The organism is Bacillus stercoris (assembly GCF_029772985.1).
GTDB classification, from domain to species: Bacteria; Bacillota; Bacilli; order Bacillales; family Bacillaceae; genus Bacillus; species Bacillus stercoris.
Genome location: NZ_CP121861.1, coordinates 648828 through 670258, shown reverse-complemented (window position 1 = coordinate 670258; position 21431 = coordinate 648828). Strand labels below are relative to the sequence as shown.

Genomic DNA, 21431 nt, shown 5'->3' with positions numbered 1-21431 from the left:
GCTATGAGGAAATCAGAGCATAAACTGACATTTATGCAGACGCTCATTATGATCAGCAGCACATTGATCGGTGCCGGGGTGCTGACCCTTCCCCGCTCAGCCGCCGAAACCGACAGTCCGAGCGGATGGCTAATGATACTGATCCAGGGCGTTATTTTTATTATCATCGTTCTGCTTTTTTTGCCTTTTCTTCAAAAAAACAGCGAAAAAACCCTTTTTAAGCTCAACAGCATTGTAGCTGGAAAATTCATCGGCTTTTTATTGAATTTATATATCTGTCTATATTTCATTGGGATTGTTTGCTTTCAAGCTCGGATTTTGGGAGAGGTTGTCGGATTCTTTTTGTTGAAAAATACGCCAATGGCAGTGGTGGTGTTTCTATTTCTTGCAGTTGCCATCTATCATGTGGGCGGAGGCGTTTATTCCATTGGAAAGGTATACGCTTATATTTTTCCCATTACCCTTATTATTTTTATGATGCTTCTAATGTTCAGCTTTCGCTTGTTCCAGCTTGATTTTATCCGGCCGGTTTTTGAAGGAGGCTATCAAAGCTTTTTCTCTTTATTCCCAAAAACACTATTATATTTCTCAGGATTTGAAATCATTTTTTACCTGGTCCCTTTTATGAGAGATCCGAAGCAAGTGAAAAAGGCTGTTGCTCTGGGCATCGCGATTTCCACAGTGTTCTACAGCATTACTTTGCTCATTGTGATTGGCTGTATGACTGTGGCTGAGGCAAAAACGGTGACATGGCCGACCATTTCCCTTATTCACGCATTAGAGGTTCCGGGGATTTTTATTGAACGATTTGATTTGTTCTTACAGCTGACTTGGACAGCCCAGCAATTTGCCTGTATGCTCGGATCCTTCAAAGGCGCCCATATCGGGTTAACGGAAATCTTTCATCTGAAAAATAAAAACAATGCATGGCTGCTGACTGCAATGCTGGCTGCGACGTTTTTCATAACGATGTATCCCAAGGACTTGAATGACGTGTTTTATTACGGGACACTTCTTGGATATGCTTTCTTAATTGTGATTACAATTCCATTCTTCGTCTGGTTTTTAAGCTGGATACAGAAAAAATTAGGGAGGGGGCAGCTGCAATGAAAACAGCAACAAAATTCTCCGTCATGTTTTTTATGCTGCTGGCCCTCTGCGGGTGCTGGGATGTCAAAAATATCGAGAAACTATCCTTTGCCAGAGGGCTGGCAATCGATGAGACAGATGATCACCAGTACAAACTGACGTATCAAAACCTGCTTCCCCAAAGTGAAGACAGCCAATCATCCGGAAAACCCGAATTCGTTAATGTGACGTCCCACGGGAAGACGATCCTGGAAGCAGTCAGTGATGTAGCCATCAAGGACCCTCCTGTTTACAGCGATCATTTAAAAGTGATTCTTCTGGGAGAAAAACTGATGAGGAATCAAAATGTTGACCAAGTCTTCAACCACTTTATCCGGGATGATGAGCTGCGGCGAAGCAGCTATTTGATGGCAGCCAGAGGGAAGGCGGCTGATATCTTTACAAAAGGAAACCCCGATCAGCAGCAGCCAATGCCTTCAGAAAAACTGATTGATTTGACAACTCACAGCGGATATAACGGTAAGATTATGATACCGCTGCGCATCGGCAGAGCATCTATATACTCTCAGAACGGGTACAGTTATCTTATTCAAGCCGTGAAAAACGAAAAGGGAAAAGCCAAGTATGACGGAGCAGGCATTATCAAAAGAGGCAGCAATAAACTCGTTGGATTTCTTTCAGCTGATGAAACCCAGACACTGACATGGGTCATGGGGACGATCCAAGGCGGTGTCATGCCGACGACAGATAAAGGGCATCCGATTACGTTTGAAATCAAAAAGTCGAAAACCAAAATTAAGCCGGTCATTGAAAACGGTAAGCCTATCTTTCATATTTCTGTTAAAACGAAGGGCATTCTGACAGAAGACCAAAACCCGAATGAAAACTCCTTCAGAAAAAGATATTTGCACAGGCTGGAAAACATTTTTGAGAAAAAGCTTGAACGAGATGTAAAACAGGTGATGGATAAACTGCAGCACGAGTATAAAACCGATCCAGTCTTTTTCTCAAACCACATAAGGATTCAATACCCTGACTACTGGAATAAAGTAAAAGGGCATTGGGATGAAATATTTACTGAGGCTGATTTTAGGTACAATATTTCTTTTAAAATCATTAATTTTGGCTCGGTAGGAAAGTGAGCAATCAAAAAGGTGCGCATGGATTGCGCACCTTTTTTTATGTTCCGACCGTTTGCTGTTTTCCGGCCTGTCCTCCTTGTCCGTTTTTGTCCCGTAAATCCTGCTCAATTTCTTCAAGGCTTTTTCCCTTTGTCTCTGTCACTTTAAATCGGACAAATAAGAAGGCCATGATACCGATTGCGGCATAAATCAGGAATAAATAACTGATTCCGATCGCTTCCATTAACATTGGATAGGTTAGTGAAACAATGAGTGTCCCAACGTGCAGCATTAAGGTCGAAACACCCGTCCCGATTCCTCTGACGTGAAGCGGGAACAATTCAGGAAGCATCACCCAGACAACCGGCCCCCAGCTGACCGCAAAGACAACGATAAACACACCTAAACAAATGACGGTCGTCCATGAGGCAGCCGGAGTGTCACCGAAAAAGAGATTTACTAAAGCGAGAACGATCAAGCTGATCACCATCCCCGCATTCCCGAATAGCAATAACGGCTTTCTTCCGATCTTGTCTATGACTTTAATCGCTACTAATGTCATGAGAACATTGACTGTGCCGATTCCGACCGTTCCTAAAATTGAAGCGGAGTTTCCGAATCCGACGTTTGTAAAGGTTTTTGGCGCATAGTAGATGATCGTATTCGTTCCGATAAATTGCTGCAAAAATGCCAATCCCAAACCGGCAATCAGGGCTGGGCGCACCCATGGATCGAACAGCTCCTTCAGGCCGCCTTCATCCTGCTTTTCCGCTTCTTTTATATCATGTATTTCCTGATCAATATCTGTTGTGCCACGCAACTTTTCAAGAATTTTCTTCGCTTTGTTTTCTTCGCCATTCGTGAACAGCCACCGCGGGCTCTCCGGCATAAACAAAATGCCAATGAGCAGGAGCAGTGACGGTACAGCAGCCAATCCAAGCATCCAGCGCCACGCTTCAGCATCGGCAAATATGTAATTGACAATATAAGAAAGAAGGATGCCGACCGTAATCATCAGCTGATTCAGTGATGACAGCGCCCCGCGCTTATGCTTTGGCGCCAGTTCAGATAAATAAAGCGGCACGATTGTTGTCGATGTTCCGACTGCAAGTCCCAAAATGATGCGAAACAGCACCATGACTCCTGTATTTGGGGCCAGTGCCACACCAAGACCGCCTATACAAAACAACAGCGCGGCCGCCATAATTGCTTTTTTTCTTCCGAAACGGTCAGTCAGCTTGCCGGCCGCTCCCGAGCCTAGTATCGCCCCAACCAGTAAGGAGCTGACAACAAGACCTTCTGTAAACGCATTCAATCCTAATTCCTTTTTCATAAATAAAATAGCTCCGGAAATCACTCCGGTATCATAGCCATATAACGCGCCTCCAAGAGCTCCGAAAAAATAAAGCCATATATTTGACTGCTTTTTCATAAAAATGACTCCCTTTCTCCATCAGCTGCAATGACATTGTCTGTGGGATTTTTTTAGAAATCTTTTAGCCTCTTTTTCTGGTCATTAAACCTTTTAATTTTGTAGATCATGAGTTTTCCAATCATTTACTTGTATTTTTTTCAATGTCACCGAAACATTTTACCTGTTGCAGCGTCCAATATAAGGTGATTCAGCAGATCATCGTTATCAATTTTCAAAAACAAGAAATTATAAATATAGGAAGATTTATCGAAAAATGTCTTTCGAGGAGTTGCCCCATGGCAAAATGAATGGTACGCTTCAAATATTAAAGAAACGTGAGGTATTGATATATGGAAGAACGATCACAGCGCAGAAAGAAAAAGAGAAAACTGAGAAAATGGGTGAAAGTCGTTGTCGGTTTAATGGCTTTCTTAGTCATTGCGGCAGGATCTGTCGGCGCCTATGCTTTTGTAAAGCTGAACAATGCTTCTAAAGAAGCGCACGTCAGCCTAGCACGCGGAGAACAATCAGTAAAACGGATTAAAGAATTTGATCCTGGAAAGGATTCTTTTTCTGTATTGCTCTTAGGGATTGATGCTAGAGAGAAAAACGGCGAGACCGTCGATCAGGCAAGAAGTGACGCGAATGTGCTGGTTACATTTAATCGGAAAGAAAAAACAGCTAAAATGCTGAGCATCCCGCGTGACGCCTATGTGAACATCCCAGGCCACGGGTATGATAAATTCACACATGCTCACGCCTACGGCGGCGTTGATCTGACTGTGAAAACAGTTGAAGAAATGCTGGATATTCCCGTGGATTATGTCGTAGAAAGCAATTTCACGGCTTTTGAAGACGTCGTAAACGAGTTAAATGGCGTCAAAGTAACAGTAAAAAGCGATAAGGTCATTCAGCAAATCAAAAAAGATACAAAAGGTAAAGTCGTTCTTCAAAAAGGAACACATACGCTTGATGGGGAAGAAGCGCTCGCTTACGTAAGAACACGTAAAGCGGACAGTGACCTTTTACGCGGGCAAAGACAAATGGAAGTGCTGAGCGCTATTATAGATAAATCAAAATCATTGAGCTCAATTCCGGCTTATGATGATATTGTGGATACGATGGGGCAAAATTTAAAAATGAACTTATCTCTTAAAGATGCCATCGGCCTGTTCCCGTTCATCACTTCATTGAAATCAGTTGAGTCTATTCAACTGACGGGTTATGATTACGAACCTGCCGGCGTTTATTATTTCAAATTGGATCAGCAAAAGCTGCAGGAAGTGAAAAAAGAACTGCAAAATGATTTAGGTGTATAATGAACGGGATGGCGATTACGCCATCCCGTTTTACATATTTCCTTGTTGAAAATTTTCAAAGTAACGTTTAGCCTTGGTTTATATGGATTATGTTTCGCAGACAAGCTGAACATACTACACGAAGCAGCTTCATTTTTAAGGAGGTTCCCCCTACATATGAAATGTATTGCGATTGATTTAGACGGAACATTGTTAAATAAAGAAAGCGTCATTTCTGCGGAAAACAGAGCGGCGATCAAGCGGGCCGTTGATGCCGGCATCCTCGTCACCATTTGCACGGGAAGAGCAACATTTGATGTAAAAGCGCTGCTGGATGACTTGGACATCCCTATCATTGCGGCTAATGGCGGCACGATCCACGACACGGGTTACCGTTTGATCAGCCGGACATTAATGGATCAGGAAGCCGGCAAAGCGATTGCTGATTACTTACTGTCAAAAAACATTTACTTTGAGGTATATACAGATGACCATCTGCTTTCTCCTTTTGACGGCGAAGCTAAGCTGCACGCGGAGCTAGACATTCTAAAGAGCGCAAATCCAAACGAGCAGACAGATGAATTGTGGCAAGGAGCCATGACTCAATTCAAGCAGTTTGGCATTAAACCAATCCCTCATATCGAATCTGTTTTTGAGGGCGGTGAAAACATTTATAAGCTTCTTTGCTTCTCCTTTGATATGGACAAGCTGAAACAAGCGAAGGAAGAGCTGAAGCATCATAAAAAACTGGCGCAAACCTCTTCCGGAAAACATATTATTGAAATCCTGCCGGCCTCTTCAGGAAAAGGACGCGCGTTAACAAAGCTGGCTGACATATACGGAATTGAAACACAGGATATCTATGCGATCGGCGACAGTCCGAACGATTTGTCCATGTTTGAAGTCGCCGGACACCGTATCGCCATGGAAAATGCGATTGATGAATTAAAAGAAAAAAGCACCTTTGTCACAAAAAGCAATGACGAAAATGGTGTGGCCTACTTTATAGATCAGCTTCTTTCAGGGCAATATGCATAAAGAAAAGACTCCAGAGATTCTGGAGTCTTTAAATTGTTGACAAAATCCTAAAACGACTTTAGTTTTAGGATTTTGTCATCTTTTCAGCGTGATTGTAGGAAAGGCGAGCATTGGAGCGGAGCGAATATTCTAATTCGTGAGCACCGACGCGCAGGCTTGACAAAGAATGCGAGGGTTTGTCAACACGCTGAAGACTCCAGAGATTGGAGTCTTTTTCTTTTATTGCACTCGTATACTTCCTGCGTATTTATCCTTCCAATACGTGCTCGTATTCATATTGGTGATGGTCACGCCGTTTGATAATGTGACATGAACAACTTGTCCGTTTCCGATATAGATGGAGGGATTTAAGCTTGTTGATTGAAAGAACACAATGTCTCCCGGCTTCAGGTCCGCCTTCTCAATCTTAGTGCCGGCTGTGTACTGGCTTGTTGCGTATCGAGGCAGGGAAATACCGGCTGCTTTCTGGTATACATACTGGACAAATCCAGCTGTATCAAATCCTGTCTCTGGAGACACTCCGCCCTGTTTGTAAGGCACTTCACCGACATAAAGCGTAGCTTCGGACACAATCGGATTTTCTTTCGGGATTGTCAGGTTGTCAAATCGGCGAATGCCCGTCATTTTCGATTTCCAGTAATCCTCTGATAAATAGGAAATGGTTACTTTTTCTGATCGGCTTGCCTGGATAAACCTGCCCGCGCCGGCATAAATGCCTGCATGCGAAATTCCTGTTTTATACGTATTGCTGAAATAGACGACATCACCTGGCTTTATATTCTGAGGGGCTACCTTCTCGCCCACTGCCCACTGCTGTTCGGCTGATCGCGGCAGATAAATGCCGAGTGCCTGTTGAAACACATATTGCACAAGCCCCGAGCAATCAAAGCCCTCTGACGGTGTGCTGCCGCCAAACACATATGGAATGCCGATATATTTTTCAGCCTCCTGAACGACAGGAACATCAGCCGTTGCCGGATCGGCAGCAATTCGTCTCGCCCCGATATAAGACCCGCTCCAATAGCTGCTTTTTTTATAATTGGTGATGATAACCCCTTTTGACTGTGTACTGTGAATCATTTGGCCGTCTCCGATATAGAGAGCGTTGTGTGTCGGAACAGTGCCGCTGCTCCCCTCTTTCTTGAAAAACAAAATATCACCCGGCTTCAGGTCTTCCGGTTTTACAGCTGTTCCGATTTTATACTGGTCGTTTACAGATCTCGGCAGATGAATATCAGCCTTACTGAAAACATATTGTATCAATCCTGAAGGGTCGAAGCCCTCCTTCGGCGATTCACCGCCGTATTTATACTGATAACCAAGCAGGCTTTTTGCTTCGCTGATGATCAATTCAGATGATGTATCAGCCTCCGCAATCTCCGCTTTTGTCATAATGGGAACCAAAAAACAAATGATAACCGCCACAAGCAAAAACTTCTTCCAGTTTGCTAGTGAGTTCACTTTTCGTATCTCCTCCTCTTTTTGCAGTTTTAACATCGGTATTTTTTTGAATATGTTAAGCAACATTTTGAAATTTTTACAGAATGAATATGCTGGGTAAATAAAAAGAGAGTGTCTCATCAGACACTCTCTTTTTTGAATTATTTATTGGTGCTTGCCGTTTCTTCCTGCTGTTGGATTTTATGCATCTCCGTATCAATCTTCTGTTTTTCCTGATCTGTCAGCTGATCATTGAATTTAAAAGCTGACATAAACATGAACACGATGGCTACGGCAACAAACGGCCAGATGGCTTTGACAAATTTCATCTTTATCACTCCGATTATTTAGATTTTAGTTTGTCACTATGATCAATATCAAACGTCAGTTTTCCGTCTTCTACTTTCCAAGCGAAATTAGAGTCTTTCGTCAGTTCGCGAATAATTGTTTTCTGTTTAAGGCTGTCTTTTTTCACTGGTGCAGGTGTTGCTTCATGGATATCAATCGGTGTCACTTCAAAGCGGCCTGTTCCATTTTTCTTCAGGTGATACTGAACCAGTGCACTGTCTCTCGTTCTCGTCCAGCCCTGGTCAAAGACAAAATTTCCGAGGCTGTAGAAAATGACGGTTCCGTTATATACTTCAATCGGTTCTAAGACGTGCGGGTGATGGCCGACGATGATGTCAGCTCCCGCATCAGACATGGCTCTTGCAAGCTGGCGCTGGCGGTCGTTTGGATCATTGTCATACTCTTGGCCCCAGTGTGACTGCACGACGACGATGTCCGCATATTTTTTCGCTTCTGAAATCATAGGAATGAAGATTTCAGGATCTGCGGGCAGCACGCCAGGTGTATTCTTTTTAGCTGCGAAGCCTTTCCCGGACACATCGGTAAAGCCAAGCGTCGCAATTGTTACCCTATTGACTTTCTGGTACGAAATTTTCTTTTTCGCATCACTTAAGCTGTACCCCGCTCCAACGATATCAAGGTTTTGCTTCGCAAATTCTCCAAGTGTATCTTTCATGCCCTGAACGCCGTAATCCATGGCGTGGTTGTTTGCGCTGTTGAGAACCGTGAAATTCATATCCTTCAATACTTTCACCGATTCCTTATTCGTCTGCAGATGAATCTCTTTATCTGCTTGTTTATAATTCTTTTGATAGGTTACCGGGTTTTCAAAGTTTCCTGCTACATAATCCGAGGATTTAAAGATCGGTTCAACATATTGAAAAATACTGTCTGCCCCTTTTTGCTCCGTTACTTTTTCAACATAGCGGCCCATCATAATATCGCCGACAAATGAGGCGGAGAGTACATCGTCAGAATACGTTTTGACCTTCGGTGTTTCTGCTTGTCCCGCCCACATGAAAGCGAACATGAGGACAAAAACGATCGGAATGGCAATAAATACGTGCTTATTGGTTTTCTTTTTTTGCTGTTTTGTCAGCTTTAGCAGCTTTTCATGAAAGCTCAGTTCTTTTTTCATCGTTTGACACACCTTACATTAAATTAAGTAGTAAACAAACATGATAGCAAAGGTCGCTCCGCTCAATAGAAGCGTGCTTCCGAACGTAATCGTTAAACCTTGTTTCTGAATGGTATTGGCAATTAAACCTGGCACGATGATGCCGATTCCTCGAAATTCTGCGATTTCAAATGGTACAATCGGGTATAGAAAATCAAATGCGATTTTCAGTACGATCCCTGTTATCAGCATGGCAGCGAATTTTCTGCGTCCGTACAAAATCATAAATTTGGATAAACCGTATTTCACAATGACATACGTGAGCAAGCTCACTAGCAAAACAAGTAAAATAAAGACCGGCTGATTAAACACAAGTCCTAAATATCCCGGTACAACCAGTCCTGCCGGCACGATCCCTGTTTTTTCCGCGAAAATTAAACTAAGTAGTACACCTAAAATAAGTGCGATGTATAAATCTGATCCGAACATGTCTGCATTTCCCCCTAGCTTACGAGCTGCTTAACCTTGTATTCGTGGATTTTTTCAATTAAAGGCTCTGCGGCACCATGAATATTGCCGACGCCATATATGACACGATTGTGCATTCTTTTCTTTAACAATTCCATAATTTCATCTGTTGACTTATACTCTAGATCATGCAGTTTGTCTGCAGGAATTTTGCCTTCTTCATAGGCTTTTACGATCGGTTCTGTTGTTTCACCGATTAAGATCAGTTCACTTGCTTCAATATAAGGCAATACGTCATTTGCGAATTGCTGTGTCCGATCGACACGGTCTGCGCGGCAGTTCATGATGATGATCGGATCATCGGTCGGGTAACCGATTTCTTTTACACGTTTCCATATATTCAAAGTAGAAGAAGCGTCGTTTGCGGCAAACCCATTAACAAAGTGCCCAGGCTCGCTCGGACTGATCAACGGAAGAATTCTCATTGCTCCCGGATCTGGCGGCGCATTCAGCATTCCCTTAAATGCTGTTTCTTCATCAATTCCGAGTGCTTGAGCCACGCCCAAGGCCAGAGAAGCGTTATCAGGGAATACCATGTATTCAAATTTACGTAAATATTCATCTGTAATTTTTGAGTTATCAGCAATGATGACTTTTGTGTTTCGTTCTTTTGCTTTTTGTTTAAAGAACTCGGTATATTCACTATCTGTAATGACAAGATGGCCATTATAAGGAATAGTAGCGGTAAACGCTTCCGCAATTTCATCCAGCGTCGGCCCCATGACATCCATATGATCCTCTAAAACGTTAACAATGACGCCGATATTGGCCTGCAGAAGTTCTTCCTGAAAGATGATTTGATAATCCGGGTTAACAGCCATGCACTCACTGACAATCGCGTTAGCCCCTCTTTCTACAGTTTCTCTCATGACTTCTTTTTGCTCTCCGATATTCGGCCCCTGTGGTTTCCGTTTAATCGGCTTTTCTTCCGGTGTGTCCCAGTAAATCATTCTTGCATCTGTACCTGTTGTTTTTCCAACAGTCTTGTAACCGGCTTCTATTAATATTCCGGTTGTCAGCCTTGTCACAGTCGATTTTCCTCGGATGCCGTTAATATTCACCCGAACAGGGAGGGCATCAATGTTTTTCTGATGTCGTCGTTTTTCTAATATTCCGATGACCAGTATGACAGCACAGGCTATAATGAGTAACCACATTGCTTTTCGACATCTCCTTCTATATTGTTGTAAATTCATTCATCAGTATATAGAATCACTATGAATTCTCAATCGGCATTATGTAACATAATCTCCCCTCATCGACTATGCCAAAATTCTCTTTTGAAAGAGATTTTATACCTACAAACTGTTTTCTATTTTTGGTAAACAGCAGGACTTACACCTTATCTCTTTTTTAAAAAATCAAAAGGAATGCGCTTTCATTTTGCTTCTGATATCCTTCTGTACGTATAGTCACACCCTGCTGTTTAAATTTAATATGCATTTCAAATCAATCTTTTTTTCAGCCTGTATTATCAAACTTCTCCCGCTCTCATGCATGTTTCCGGTTCTTATGAACACAAAATAGTTTGATCCTGTTTCTTAAGGATAAGGTCATAATGTCATCCTTTCTGCATGGAATAAGCAATATGAGGCCCATTCCAAAATGACTAAGGAGTTCCAAGATGAAAACGCTAAATTTACGAGTCCGAATTCTCTAACATAATTAAACATTTTCTGGGCTGATAGTCTTTCCTGTTTCTTTTCATTTACAGGTCTAAACGCATGACATTGAAACAATTTTAATAAAACTTAATATTTGTTCAAGAAATCTTCATCCATATTTGTGAAGACTTTGTCAAAAAAAGAGTGAAAACCTTAAATTTTTCAATTATATATACAATTTACAAATAGATTTCTTTTGATATTTTTATTGCCAACTTCGGATCACCCATGATAATCTATCTATGTAAACGGTTACATAAACGAGGAGGAGCTGTTTTGGCTACAATTAAAGATGTCGCCGGAGCGGCGGGCGTTTCAGTTGCGACGGTTTCCCGCGTCCTGAATGGTAACGGCTATGTACACGAAGAAACGCGAACCCGTGTCATAGCGGCGATGGAGGAGCTGAACTATTACCCGAATGAAGTCGCCAGATCTCTATATAAAAGAGAATCCCGGCTGATCGGACTTTTGCTCCCGGATATCACAAACCCTTTCTTCCCCCAGCTTGCCCGCGGTGCGGAGGATGAATTGAACCAGGAGGGCTATCGCCTTATTTTCGGCAACAGTGACGAGGAATTGAAAAAGGAACTTGAGTACCTTCAAACATTTAAGCAAAACCATGTTGCAGGCATTATTGCCGCAACGAATTACCCGGATCTTGAGGAATACAGCGGCATGAATTATCCGGTCGTTTTTCTGGACAGAACACTTGAAGGGGCCCCTTCTGTATCCAGTGATGGCTATACAGGAGGAAAGTTAGCCGCCGAAGCTATTATTCACGGAAAAAGCCGGCGCATTACGCTCTTGAGAGGCCCCGCTCACCTGCCGACCGCTCAAGACCGCTTTAACGGCACTTTGGAAATTTTACAGCAGGCTGAAGTTGATTTTCAGGTGATTGAAACTGCTTCATTTTCTATTAAAGATGCACAATCAATGGCGAAGAAGCTGTTTGCCGCTTATCCAGCGACAGACGGTGTGATCGCGAGTAACGATATTCAAGCCGCTGCAGTTTTACATGAAGCATTGCGGCGCGGAAAAAACGTGCCGGAGGACATTCAAATTATCGGCTATGATGACATTCCGCAAAGCGAGCTGCTGTTCCCGCCACTGTCTACAATTAAACAGCCATCATATGATATGGGAAAAGAAGCAGCCAGACTGCTTTTGCGTATCATCAAAAAACAGCCGCTGGCAGAAACGGCAATTCAAATGCCTGTCACCTATATAGGAAGAAAGACGACAAGAAAGGAAGATGAGGATGCGTAATATTTGTGTGATTGGAAGTTCTTCTATGGATTTAGTGGTCACCTCGGACAAACGCCCGAAAGCCGGTGAAACGGTTCTTGGCACGTCGTTTCAAACTGTGCCGGGCGGCAAAGGAGCAAATCAGGCGGTTGCCGCAGCAAGACTTGGGGCTCAAGTATTTATGGTCGGGAAGGTTGGAGACGATCATTATGGAACAGCTATTTTGAATAACCTAAAAGCAAACGGTGTTCGCATTGACTATATGGAACCGGTTACACACAAAGAAAGCGGAACCGCCCACATTGTGCTTGCTGAAGGTGATAACAGCATTGTCGTTGTCAAAGGCGCGAACGATGACATCACTCCAGCGTATGCGATACATGCGCTTGAACAGATTGAAAAGCTCCATATGGTCCTGATTCAGCAGGAAATTCCAGAGGAAACGGTTGATGAGGTGTGCAAATACTGCCATTCCCACGATATCCCGATCATGCTAAACCCGGCACCGGCCCGCCCGTTGAAGCAGGAAACAATTGATCACGCCACCTATCTCACGCCGAATGAACACGAGGCTTCGCTCTTATTCCCTGAGCTTACCATTTCTGAAGCTCTGGCGCTTTATCCGGCAAAGCTCTTTATTACGGAAGGAAAACAAGGCGTCCGCTATTCAGCTGGCAGCAAAGAGGTGCTCATCCCGTCCTTCCCTGTTGAGCCCGTTGATACAACCGGAGCCGGTGATACGTTTAACGCAGCGTTTGCCGTGGCTCTGGCTGAAGGAAAAGACATTGAAGCTGCATTGCGGTTTGCCAATCGAGCGGCTTCCCTTTCTGTCTGTTCCTTCGGTGCCCAAGGCGGAATGCCGACGAGAAATGAAGTAGAGGAGCTGCTGTCATGAAAAAACACGGTATACTGAACAGCCATCTTGCCAAGCTTTTAGCTGACCTTGGCCACACTGATAAAATTGTCATCGCGGATGCCGGACTCCCGGTTCCTGACGGCGTTTTAAAAATTGATCTTTCATTGAAGCCGGGTCTTCCGGCTTTCCAAGAGACAGCGGCAGTGCTCGCTGACGAGATGGTCGTCGAAAAAGTCATTGCTGCAGCTGAAATAAAAGCATCTAATCAGGAGAATGCGAGATTTCTAGAAAATCTTTTCTCTAAACAAAAGATTGAATACCTTTCTCACGAGGAGTTTAAGCTGCTGACAAAAGAAGCAAAAGCCATCATTAGAACGGGTGAATTCACACCATATGCCAACTGCATCCTGCAGGCGGGTGTGCTTTTCTAGAAAGGAGGAGAAAACATGCAGATTGAAATGAAAGACATTCATAAAGCATTTGGAAAAAACCAGGTGCTATCAGGCGTTTCCTTTCAGCTCTTATCTGGCGAGGTTCACGCGTTAATGGGAGAAAACGGCGCCGGCAAGTCCACGCTTATGAACATTCTGACAGGCCTGCACAAATCGGATCAAGGCCAAATCAGCATAAATGGAAACGAAACGTATTTTTCCAATCCAAAAGAAGCGGAACAGCATGGGATAGCCTTTATCCATCAGGAATTGAATATCTGGCCGGAAATGACTGTTCTGGAGAATCTATTTATCGGTAAGGAGATATCCTCCAAGCTGGGCGTTTTACAAACAAGAAAAATGAAAGCGCTAGCAAAAAAGCAATTTGACAAACTCTCTGTCTCTCTTTCTCTCGATCAAGAAGCTGGTGAATGTTCTGTTGGACAGCAGCAAATGATTGAAATCGCAAAAGCGCTTATGACAAATGCCGAAGTGATCATTATGGATGAGCCGACCGCTGCTTTGACCGAACGAGAAATCAGCAAGCTCTTTGAGGTCATTACAGCATTAAAAAAGAACGGCGTCTCCATTGTCTATATTTCTCATCGCATGGAAGAAATTTTTGCGATTTGCGACAGAATTACCATCATGCGTGACGGAAAAACGGTGGATACAACAAACATCTCAGAAACTGATTTTGATGACGTCGTCAAAAAAATGGTCGGACGGGAGCTGACTGAACGATATCCAAAACGCGCTCCTTCTCTCGGTGACAAAGTATTTGAGGTGAAAAATGCCTCTATAAAAGGGAGGTTTGAAGATGTCAGCTTTTATGTTCGTTCCGGTGAGATCGTCGGTGTATCAGGATTAATGGGAGCCGGCCGGACAGAAATGATGAGAGCGCTGTTCGGCGTTGACAGGCTGGACACGGGCGAGATATGGATCGCAGGGAAAAAAACGGCTATTAAGAACCCGCAGGAAGCCGTGAAAAAAGGTCTCGGCTTTATTACAGAGAATCGCAAGGATGAAGGGCTCCTGCTCGACACCTCGATCCGCGAAAATATTGCCCTGCCCAATCTGTCCAGCTTTTCACCAAAGGGTCTCATTGATCACAAGCGGGAGGCTGAATTTGTCGATCTGTTAATCAAACGCCTGACTATCAAAACAGCATCACGGGAAACGCACGCACGCCATTTGTCAGGTGGAAACCAGCAAAAAGTGGTGATAGCCAAGTGGATCGGCATCGGACCGAAAGTGCTTATCTTGGATGAGCCAACCAGAGGTGTGGATGTTGGAGCCAAACGAGAGATTTATACGCTGATGAATGAGCTGACCGAACGCGGCGTCGCTATCATCATGGTGTCATCAGAGCTGCCGGAAATTCTCGGAATGAGCGATCGGATTATCGTGATCCATGAAGGCAGAATCAGCGGAGAAATCGATGCGCGAGAAGCAACACAAGAACGAATTATGACACTTGCCACGGGAGGGCGGTAATATGAAAACGGAACAACTGCAAACAGAACACAAACGGATTCACTTCGACGGAGTCATGCAAAAACTCGGCCCGTTTCTTGGTTTATTTATTCTCGTAATCATTGTATCTATTTTAAATCCCAGCTTTCTTGAACCGCTGAATATTTTAAACCTGCTTCGCCAGGTCGCCATTAACGGATTAATCGCGTTCGGCATGACGTTTGTGATTTTGACAGGCGGCATTGATCTTTCTGTCGGCGCTATTCTTGCCCTGTCCAGCGCTTTAGTTGCGGGAATGATTGTATCCGGTGTTGATCCGGTTCTCGCGATCATCCTTGGCTGTATCATTGGTGCCTTACTCGGCATGATCAACGGATTATTGATCACAAAAGGAAAAATGGCGCCCTTTATCGCCACACTTGCGACTATGACTGTGTTTCGCGGACTGACGCTTGTGTATACTGACGGAAATCCAATTACCGGACTTGGCACAAACTACGCTTTTCAGATGTTCGGACGCGGTTACTTTTTAGGCATTCCTGTACCGGCAATTACGATGGTTCTTGCCTTTGTCATCCTTTGGGTGCTTCTTCATAAAACACCATTTGGACGCCGAACATACGCTATCGGCGGCAACGAAAAAGCCGCGCTCATTTCAGGCATCAAAGTGACACGCGTGAAAGTGATGATCTATTCTTTAGCTGGACTTTTATCCGCTCTTGCAGGTGCCATATTGACTTCCCGCCTGCATTCAGCCCAGCCGACTGCCGGGGAATCGTACGAACTGGATGCTATCGCGGCAGTCGTCTTAGGCGGGACAAGTCTTTCCGGCGGCCGCGGACGCATTGTCGGCACGTTAATCGGGGTGCTGATCATCGGCACACTTAATAACGGTCTTAATCTGCTGGGCGTCTCATCATTTTATCAGCTGGTTGTCAAAGGGATTGTCATCTTAATTGCGGTATTGTTAGACCGCAAGAAGTCAGCATAGGAGGGTTTTCACATGAAAAAGGCTGTATCCGTCATTTTAACGTTATCATTATTTTTGTTAACCGCCTGTTCGCTTGAGCCTCCCCAATGGGCAAAGCCGTCAAACTCGGGGAACAAAAAGGAATTCACCATCGGCTTGTCCGTCTCCACGCTTAATAATCCTTTTTTTGTCTCATTAAAAAAGGGCATCGAAAAAGAAGCTGAAAAACGGGGAATGAAAGTGATCATTGTGGATGCACAAAATGATTCATCGAAACAGACAAGTGACGTGGAAGATTTAATTCAGCAAGGCGTTGATGCATTATTAATCAACCCGACTGATTCTTCGGCGATCTCAACGGCAGTAGAATCTGCAAACGCAGTCGGTGTGCCCGTCGTCACAATCGATCGATCCGCCGAACAAGGAAAAGTTGAAACTCTCGTTGCTTCTGATAATATAAAAGGCGGTGAAATGGCCGCGGCATTTATTGCCGACAAACTTGGAAAAGGAGCAAAGGTAGCAGAGCTTGAAGGCGTGCCTGGCGCCTCTGCCACACGGGAACGCGGCTCCGGCTTCCATCACATCGCAGACAAAAAGCTCAATGTCGTCACAAAACAATCAGCTGACTTTGACCGGACCAAGGGCCTGACAGTCATGGAAAATCTGTTGCAGGGGCATCCTGATATCCAAGCTGTTTTTGCTCACAATGATGAAATGGCACTCGGTGCCCTCGAGGCAATTAACAGTTCGGGGAAAGACATATTGGTGATCGGTTTTGACGGCAATAAAGATGCGCTCGCTTCCATTAAAGACGGAAAGCTATCAGCCACCGTCGCTCAGCAGCCTGAATTAATCGGTAAACTGGCTACAGAAGCAGCAGATGACATTTTGCACGGAAAAAAAGTGAAAAAATCAATATCCGCGCCTCTCAAACTAGAAACACAAAAATAATAGTCAAGGATCAGATTTTTATCTGATCCTTTTTCATGTTTAGAAACCTGCGATAACGTGAATAGGGATATAGAGTGAATTATTTCTCTTACGTGAGGAGAGGAACGACATGAACAAACCAATAAAAATATTTTCAACTTTAGCACTTGCGGCTGGAATGACTGCGGCTACTGCAGGCGGCGCTAACACGATCCATGCTCAACAGCCAGAAACAACTGTAAGCATTGACGATTTATACAGTTATCCGATTGATTCTTATTTGGTGTCAGCAGAGGCTCTAAATGTCAGAACGAAGGCTTCCGCATCAAGCCAGAAAGCCGATACACTGCACTTAGGCGATAGCTTAAAGCTGATTTCCTTCTCCAGTGCCGACTGGGCAAAGGTTCATTATAAAAACGGAAAAACAGGCTTTGTCTCCACTCATTACATTGTAAAAGCAGCAACAACAGTAAAAACCAAAACAAAAACGAAAGTATACACATCCGCTGACGGAAAGAGCATCAAGACTCTCCCAGCAAACACAAGCGTTTCTTTTTTAGGCTGGAGTAAAACGAATAAAGGCGGTTTTGATTTTGATTGGGTATTCGTTGATTACGGCGGTGCGACAGGTTATATGAAAACACAGGATTTACGCATGACAAAATAACTGAGAGGGATTCCGTATTTGTGCGGAATCCCTTTTATTATGAATGGATTTGTCACATTCCCAAGATATTTCTCAGGAAATATTGTCGTATGCTGTGTCAAAACCTTACATGATCATCGACATTTTTGTTCACGCTAAAAAGCGGAGGTGTAAATATGGATCAATTTGAAGCAGCATACGAATCGTATAAAGCCCGGCAAACAACTGCCGATCAGGAAAATGTCCCATCTGGAAAAGAAGAAATTATTGCGGTTAGAAGAAATGAGGAAGACAATATTATCGCAGTGAAAACCAATACAGGAAGAGAGCTCGATTACCCTACAGCGCTGTCAGAAGCAAAAACAGGAAAGCTCGCTCATGTTGATGTCTTTCATAAATACGGGCGTGACATTTTGCGAAGTGAACCGGACGGCACGAAGGAAAATAACCTGTCTGAACTGCCGGATTTTTAATCACAAACAGCCCTGCCGTATGTCGGGCAGGGCTTTCTTTTAAACAAAAGGCTGCTGGATGTATTCGGCTAATCGTTTTGCATTGAGAGAAATATCCTCTGCAGTTGCATAATTCACGCCATAGAACACATATGGAGGCAGATACTTCATACCGATCAGATTACTCGTGGCCTGAAATGGTTTCAATAGCTCACTGATCGAGTAATGATTGGCTCCGCCGGCTTGATATTTTTCCGCTTCGCTTCCTGTTGACACAGCCAGCATCAGCTCCTTGCCATGCAAGGCATTTCCTTCTGAACCAAAAGCCCAGCCGTAAGTCAGCACAAGATCCTGCCATTTTTTCAAGAGCGGCGGAGAGCTGTACCAATATAGCGGGAATTGAAAGACAATCCGATCGTATTCCTCGCACAGCTGCTGTTCCTTCGCAACATCTATCGCTTCATCCGGGTATTCCTTATAAAGATCCCGTACTGTGATATTGTCATGTTTGCTCAATTCCTCAGCCCACGCCTTATTAACAACTGATGTCTCCATATGAGGATGAACTGCCAAAACCAATATTTTCATCAGACCACACCCTTACTGTTTTGATGTTATTTTATCTAAAATCAGGAAAAGAGCCAAATAAAAAGAAAGCCCTGCAAAAAGGGGCTTTCTTTTTTTCTATTATTCAGGGCTTCCTTCAGTTGTTTCGATATCTTTCGCAAAATCAGGGTTATCCAGATTCGCATTAAAGAAATCCGCTGTGTTCGGAAGTCTGAGATTCATGTTCATTTTTTGAGAAATCGTAACCGTGCAATCCTCTAGCACATAGTCAAAAACGTGTCCGCCTGAATTGCGTCCTTCGTCAATGAAGTGCAGGTGATAGCCAGAAACGGCGATTCCGTTTGCATAAGCTGGTGTCAAGAAACCTACGATCGTTCCTCTCACGTTGTCGAAGTTGAAAATCGGCTGTGTTTTGACCGCTTCAACCATTGGCACGTAAGGTTTTTCTTGCAATTCTACCGTCCTTGTCTGCACCTTTTTAAACAGTCCGTCAATACGGATTGCGTAAAATAAGTTTTTGCTTGGCAGAATGCTGTTGATCTCTTTTTCAAACTCTTCACGTGTCATTTTCGCATCAATTTTGTGCGTCATGTCCGGTGTAAAGAACGTAAATGAACAGAACGGTGAACGGTCCCCTTTTTGGACCGGTGTCGCGGTTCCGTCTGAGCGCAAACGGTAAAATTCCCCGTCAAACCCAATCAGCTCTCCGTCAAGCTTGTTAAAGGTTCCGATACCGAAGTCCCCATATTTCGGAATCTCTGACAGTTCAAAATCCCCGTCATATACTCCGTCTAATAGAGAAGTCATTGTTGATACTTGATAAATCTGGCTCACAGGCTGATCTTTTTGGCCGCGGTGGAGCACTTGAATGTTGCTTTCGCGTTTCATATTTCCCTTCACTCCTTTTAATTAGTGCTGTTCATAAAACAGTGTCGTGATGCGCAGAGTGCTAGAGAGCTTTCGTTTTCATGAGTTCCCCGAATTCTTTCGGAAGCTTGTCACTTGCTAAATTAATGTTATCACTATAGTCAACCGGGACATCAATGATAACAGGACCTTCAGCGTTCATGCCTTGACGCAGAACATCTGCCAGCTGGTCTGGTGATTCTACGCGCAAGCCAGTTGCTCCGAAGCTTTCCGCATATTTCACGATATCGATATTTCCGAAATCGACCGCAGATGTACGGTTATATTTTTTCAATTGCTGGAATGCAACCATGTCATATGTGCTGTCGTTCCATACAATGTGTACAATTGGTGCTTTTAGTCGAACTGCTGTCTCTAACTCCATTGCTGAGAATAAGAAACCGCCGTCACCAGAGACAGAAACCACTTTTTCTCCCGGTTTCACCAATGAAGCGCCGATTGCCCAAGGAAGCGCAACGCCGAGTGTTTGCATACCGTTACTGATCATTAATGTTAACGGCTCGTAGCTTCGGAAATAACGTGACATCCAAATCGCGTGTGAACCGATGTCACAGGTCACTGTAACATGATCATCGACTGCATTACGCAATTCTTTAACGATTTCAAGAGGATGCACTCTGTCTGATTTCCAATCTGCAGGCACCTGCTCACCCTCATGCATATATTGTTTTAAATCAGAAAGGATTTTCTGCTCACGTTCTGCAAAGTCCACTTTTACAGCATCGTGTTCGATATGATTGATCGTGGACGGAATGTCACCAATCAATTCAAGTTCCGGCTGGTAAGCATGGTCAATGTCAGCAATAATCTCGTCTAAATGGATGAGTGTCCGGTCTCCATTGACATTCCAGAATTTCGGATCATATTCAATTGGGTCATAGCCGATAGTCAGAACGACATCCGCCTGCTCAAGCAGCAAATCGCCAGGCTGGTTGCGGAATAAACCGATCCGGCCGAAGTACTGATCCTCTAAATCTCTTGAAAGGGTACCGGCAGCCTGATATGTTTCAACAAATGGAAGCTGAACCTTTTTCAAAAGCTTGCGAACCGCTTTAATCGCTTCCGGTCTTCCGCCTTTCATGCCGACTAAAACGACAGGAAGTTTTGCTGTTTGGATTTTTGCGATGGCCGCACTGATTGCATCATCTGCTGCAGGACCGAGTTTTGGCGCTGCAACAGCACGCACGTTTTTCGTATTTGTGACTTCATTCACAACATCTTGCGGAAAGCTCACAAAAGCGGCCCCAGCCTGCCCTGCTGACGCTATCCTAAATGCATTTGTAACAGCTTCCGGTATATTTTTTACATCTTGAACCTCTACACTGTATTTTGTAATCGGCTGAAATAGCGCCGCATTATCTAAAGATTGATGTGTCCGTTTTAAACGATCTGAACGGATCACGTTTCCAGCAAGCGCAACGACAGGGTCTCCTTCAGTGTTCGCTGTCAGCAAACCTGTTGCCAAGTTAGATGCACCTGGCCCTGATGTGACTAACACGACTCCCGGTTTTCCAGTTAAACGGCCGACTGCTTGCGCCATAAATGCTGCATTTTGTTCGTGCCGGGCAACGATAATTTCAGGTCCTCTATCTTGTAAAGCATCGAATACCGCATCAATTTTTGCACCCGGAATGCCAAATACATGTGTGACACCTTGCTCCACTAAGCAATCAACAACAAGCTCCGCCCCTCTGTTTTTCACAAGGGATTTTTGTTCTTTTGTTGCTTTTGTCAACACCCTCACTCCTTATTATGCATTTTAACGTAAAATTTTAAATGACTTGTGATACGTTTCACTATACACTCTTTGGAAATTGACCTCCAATATCGATTCGCCTTATGATTAATATGTAATACGAATTATTAACCTATGG

Annotated in this window: 21 protein-coding genes; 12 read left to right on the top strand and 9 right to left on the bottom strand. The window is 43.9% G+C overall.

The features are described 5' to 3' along the window. Positions 1–3: 3 nt before the first annotated feature. On the top strand, positions 4–1110 hold the full coding sequence (gene gerBB / locus QA442_RS03490; RefSeq protein ID WP_071581889.1) for a spore germination protein GerBB: 1107 nt from the start codon (positions 4–6) through the stop codon (positions 1108–1110). Beyond that, the gene (locus QA442_RS03485; RefSeq protein ID WP_071581888.1) at positions 1107–2231 is read left to right on the top strand and encodes a spore germination protein GerBC; all 1125 of its coding nucleotides are present in this window, start codon (positions 1107–1109) and stop codon (positions 2229–2231) included. Before gerBB ends, QA442_RS03485 begins: the two co-directional genes overlap by 4 nt. Positions 2232–2268: 37 nt before the next feature. Here the strand turns inward: QA442_RS03485 and QA442_RS03480 are convergent, their stop codons facing one another. Beyond that, positions 2269–3642, bottom strand: a complete 1374-nt coding sequence (locus QA442_RS03480) for a sugar porter family MFS transporter (RefSeq protein ID WP_040081624.1) — start codon at positions 3640–3642, stop codon at positions 2269–2271. 332 nt (positions 3643–3974) lie between these two features. Here QA442_RS03480 and tagT point away from each other — a divergent pair, with 332 nt between their 5' ends. Both tagT and ywtE read left to right on the top strand, forming a co-directional pair. Continuing rightward, on the top strand, positions 3975–4943 hold the full coding sequence (gene tagT / locus QA442_RS03475) for a polyisoprenyl-teichoic acid--peptidoglycan teichoic acid transferase TagT (protein ID WP_014665604.1): 969 nt from the start codon (positions 3975–3977) through the stop codon (positions 4941–4943). A gap of 156 nt (positions 4944–5099) precedes the next feature. After that, positions 5100–5960, top strand: a complete 861-nt coding sequence (gene ywtE, locus QA442_RS03470; RefSeq protein WP_014665605.1) for a 5-amino-6-(5-phospho-D-ribitylamino)uracil phosphatase YwtE — start codon at positions 5100–5102, stop codon at positions 5958–5960. A gap of 219 nt (positions 5961–6179) precedes the next feature. Here the strand turns inward: ywtE and pgdS are convergent, their stop codons facing one another. The 5 genes from pgdS to pgsB form a co-directional block, all read right to left on the bottom strand. Beyond that, on the bottom strand, positions 6180–7421 hold the full coding sequence (gene pgdS / locus QA442_RS03465) for a gamma-DL-glutamyl hydrolase (RefSeq protein WP_095432033.1): 1242 nt from the start codon (positions 7419–7421) through the stop codon (positions 6180–6182). 140 nt (positions 7422–7561) lie between these two features. Then, the gene (edmS, locus tag QA442_RS03460) at positions 7562–7729 is read right to left on the bottom strand and encodes an extrachromosomal elements maintenance protein EdmS (RefSeq protein WP_014665607.1); all 168 of its coding nucleotides are present in this window, start codon (positions 7727–7729) and stop codon (positions 7562–7564) included. Between the two features lie 14 nt (positions 7730–7743). Beyond that, a complete protein-coding gene (pgsA, locus tag QA442_RS03455; protein ID WP_095432006.1) occupies positions 7744–8886 on the bottom strand; it encodes a capsular polyglutamate synthetase PgsA in 1143 nt (380 codons plus the stop codon). 18 nt (positions 8887–8904) lie between these two features. Further along, positions 8905–9354 (bottom strand): poly-gamma-glutamate biosynthesis protein PgsC, encoded by a 450-nt coding sequence (gene pgsC, locus QA442_RS03450; protein ID WP_003227889.1) that lies wholly within the window; start codon positions 9352–9354, stop codon positions 8905–8907. Between the two features lie 14 nt (positions 9355–9368). After that, entirely contained in the window at positions 9369–10550 is a 1182-nt protein-coding gene (gene pgsB / locus QA442_RS03445) for a poly-gamma-glutamate synthase PgsB (RefSeq protein WP_003227883.1), read from the bottom strand. A 783-nt stretch (positions 10551–11333) separates the two neighbouring features. On the opposite strand from pgsB, the gene QA442_RS03440 reads away from it, so the two are divergent. From QA442_RS03440 to QA442_RS03405, 8 genes are all read left to right on the top strand, one after another. Continuing rightward, the gene (locus QA442_RS03440; RefSeq protein ID WP_095432007.1) at positions 11334–12323 is read left to right on the top strand and encodes a LacI family DNA-binding transcriptional regulator; all 990 of its coding nucleotides are present in this window, start codon (positions 11334–11336) and stop codon (positions 12321–12323) included. After that, entirely contained in the window at positions 12316–13197 is an 882-nt protein-coding gene (gene rbsK / locus QA442_RS03435) for a ribokinase (protein ID WP_095432008.1), read from the top strand. The genes QA442_RS03440 and rbsK overlap by 8 nt, the downstream gene beginning before the upstream one ends. Beyond that, positions 13194–13589: a D-ribose pyranase gene (gene rbsD, locus QA442_RS03430; protein WP_095432009.1), complete on the top strand. Its 396-nt coding sequence runs from the start codon at positions 13194–13196 to the stop codon at positions 13587–13589. The genes rbsK and rbsD overlap by 4 nt, the downstream gene beginning before the upstream one ends. 15 nt (positions 13590–13604) lie before the next feature. After that, positions 13605–15086: a ribose ABC transporter ATP-binding protein RbsA gene (rbsA, locus tag QA442_RS03425; RefSeq protein WP_095432010.1), complete on the top strand. Its 1482-nt coding sequence runs from the start codon at positions 13605–13607 to the stop codon at positions 15084–15086. Position 15087: 1 nt separating this feature from the next. Then, positions 15088–16056 (top strand): ribose ABC transporter permease RbsC, encoded by a 969-nt coding sequence (gene rbsC, locus QA442_RS03420; RefSeq protein WP_071581661.1) that lies wholly within the window; start codon positions 15088–15090, stop codon positions 16054–16056. 12 nt (positions 16057–16068) lie between these two features. Continuing rightward, a complete protein-coding gene (gene rbsB, locus QA442_RS03415) occupies positions 16069–16986 on the top strand; it encodes a ribose ABC transporter substrate-binding protein RbsB (protein WP_069150446.1) in 918 nt (305 codons plus the stop codon). A gap of 109 nt (positions 16987–17095) precedes the next feature. Further along, positions 17096–17632: an SH3 domain-containing protein gene (locus tag QA442_RS03410; protein WP_095432011.1), complete on the top strand. Its 537-nt coding sequence runs from the start codon at positions 17096–17098 to the stop codon at positions 17630–17632. Between the two features lie 155 nt (positions 17633–17787). Then, the gene (locus QA442_RS03405) at positions 17788–18084 is read left to right on the top strand and encodes a DUF3892 domain-containing protein (RefSeq protein ID WP_095432012.1); all 297 of its coding nucleotides are present in this window, start codon (positions 17788–17790) and stop codon (positions 18082–18084) included. Between the two features lie 39 nt (positions 18085–18123). Here QA442_RS03405 and QA442_RS03400 read toward each other — a convergent pair whose 3' ends face one another. From QA442_RS03400 to alsS, 3 genes are all read right to left on the bottom strand, one after another. Further along, positions 18124–18651 (bottom strand): NAD(P)H-dependent oxidoreductase, encoded by a 528-nt coding sequence (locus QA442_RS03400; protein WP_095432013.1) that lies wholly within the window; start codon positions 18649–18651, stop codon positions 18124–18126. 99 nt (positions 18652–18750) lie between these two features. Then, positions 18751–19518, bottom strand: a complete 768-nt coding sequence (gene budA / locus QA442_RS03395) for an acetolactate decarboxylase (protein WP_014665621.1) — start codon at positions 19516–19518, stop codon at positions 18751–18753. Between the two features lie 61 nt (positions 19519–19579). After that, the gene (gene alsS, locus QA442_RS03390) at positions 19580–21292 is read right to left on the bottom strand and encodes an acetolactate synthase AlsS (RefSeq protein WP_095432014.1); all 1713 of its coding nucleotides are present in this window, start codon (positions 21290–21292) and stop codon (positions 19580–19582) included. Between the last annotated feature and the right edge of the window lie 139 nt (positions 21293–21431).

Bases quoted from the DNA above. Each gene is read 5' to 3' on its own strand.
- gerBB (WP_071581889.1), top strand. From the start codon at position 4: ATGAGGAAATCAGAGCATAAACTGACATTTATGCAGACGCTCATTATG.
- QA442_RS03485 (WP_071581888.1), top strand. From the start codon at position 1,107: ATGAAAACAGCAACAAAATTCTCCGTCATGTTTTTTATGCTGCTGGCC.
- QA442_RS03480 (WP_040081624.1), bottom strand. From the start codon at position 3,642: ATGAAAAAGCAGTCAAATATATGGCTTTATTTTTTCGGAGCTCTTGGA.
- tagT (WP_014665604.1), top strand. From the start codon at position 3,975: ATGGAAGAACGATCACAGCGCAGAAAGAAAAAGAGAAAACTGAGAAAA.
- ywtE (WP_014665605.1), top strand. From the start codon at position 5,100: ATGAAATGTATTGCGATTGATTTAGACGGAACATTGTTAAATAAAGAA.
- edmS (WP_014665607.1), bottom strand. From the start codon at position 7,729: ATGAAATTTGTCAAAGCCATCTGGCCGTTTGTTGCCGTAGCCATCGTG.
- pgsA (WP_095432006.1), bottom strand. From the start codon at position 8,886: ATGAAAAAAGAACTGAGCTTTCATGAAAAGCTGCTAAAGCTGACAAAA.
- pgsC (WP_003227889.1), bottom strand. From the start codon at position 9,354: ATGTTCGGATCAGATTTATACATCGCACTTATTTTAGGTGTACTACTT.
- pgsB (WP_003227883.1), bottom strand. From the start codon at position 10,550: ATGTGGTTACTCATTATAGCCTGTGCTGTCATACTGGTCATCGGAATA.
- rbsK (WP_095432008.1), top strand. From the start codon at position 12,316: ATGCGTAATATTTGTGTGATTGGAAGTTCTTCTATGGATTTAGTGGTC.
- rbsD (WP_095432009.1), top strand. From the start codon at position 13,194: ATGAAAAAACACGGTATACTGAACAGCCATCTTGCCAAGCTTTTAGCT.
- rbsA (WP_095432010.1), top strand. From the start codon at position 13,605: ATGCAGATTGAAATGAAAGACATTCATAAAGCATTTGGAAAAAACCAG.
- rbsC (WP_071581661.1), top strand. From the start codon at position 15,088: ATGAAAACGGAACAACTGCAAACAGAACACAAACGGATTCACTTCGAC.
- rbsB (WP_069150446.1), top strand. From the start codon at position 16,069: ATGAAAAAGGCTGTATCCGTCATTTTAACGTTATCATTATTTTTGTTA.
- QA442_RS03410 (WP_095432011.1), top strand. From the start codon at position 17,096: ATGAACAAACCAATAAAAATATTTTCAACTTTAGCACTTGCGGCTGGA.
- QA442_RS03405 (WP_095432012.1), top strand. From the start codon at position 17,788: ATGGATCAATTTGAAGCAGCATACGAATCGTATAAAGCCCGGCAAACA.
- QA442_RS03400 (WP_095432013.1), bottom strand. From the start codon at position 18,651: ATGAAAATATTGGTTTTGGCAGTTCATCCTCATATGGAGACATCAGTT.
- budA (WP_014665621.1), bottom strand. From the start codon at position 19,518: ATGAAACGCGAAAGCAACATTCAAGTGCTCCACCGCGGCCAAAAAGAT.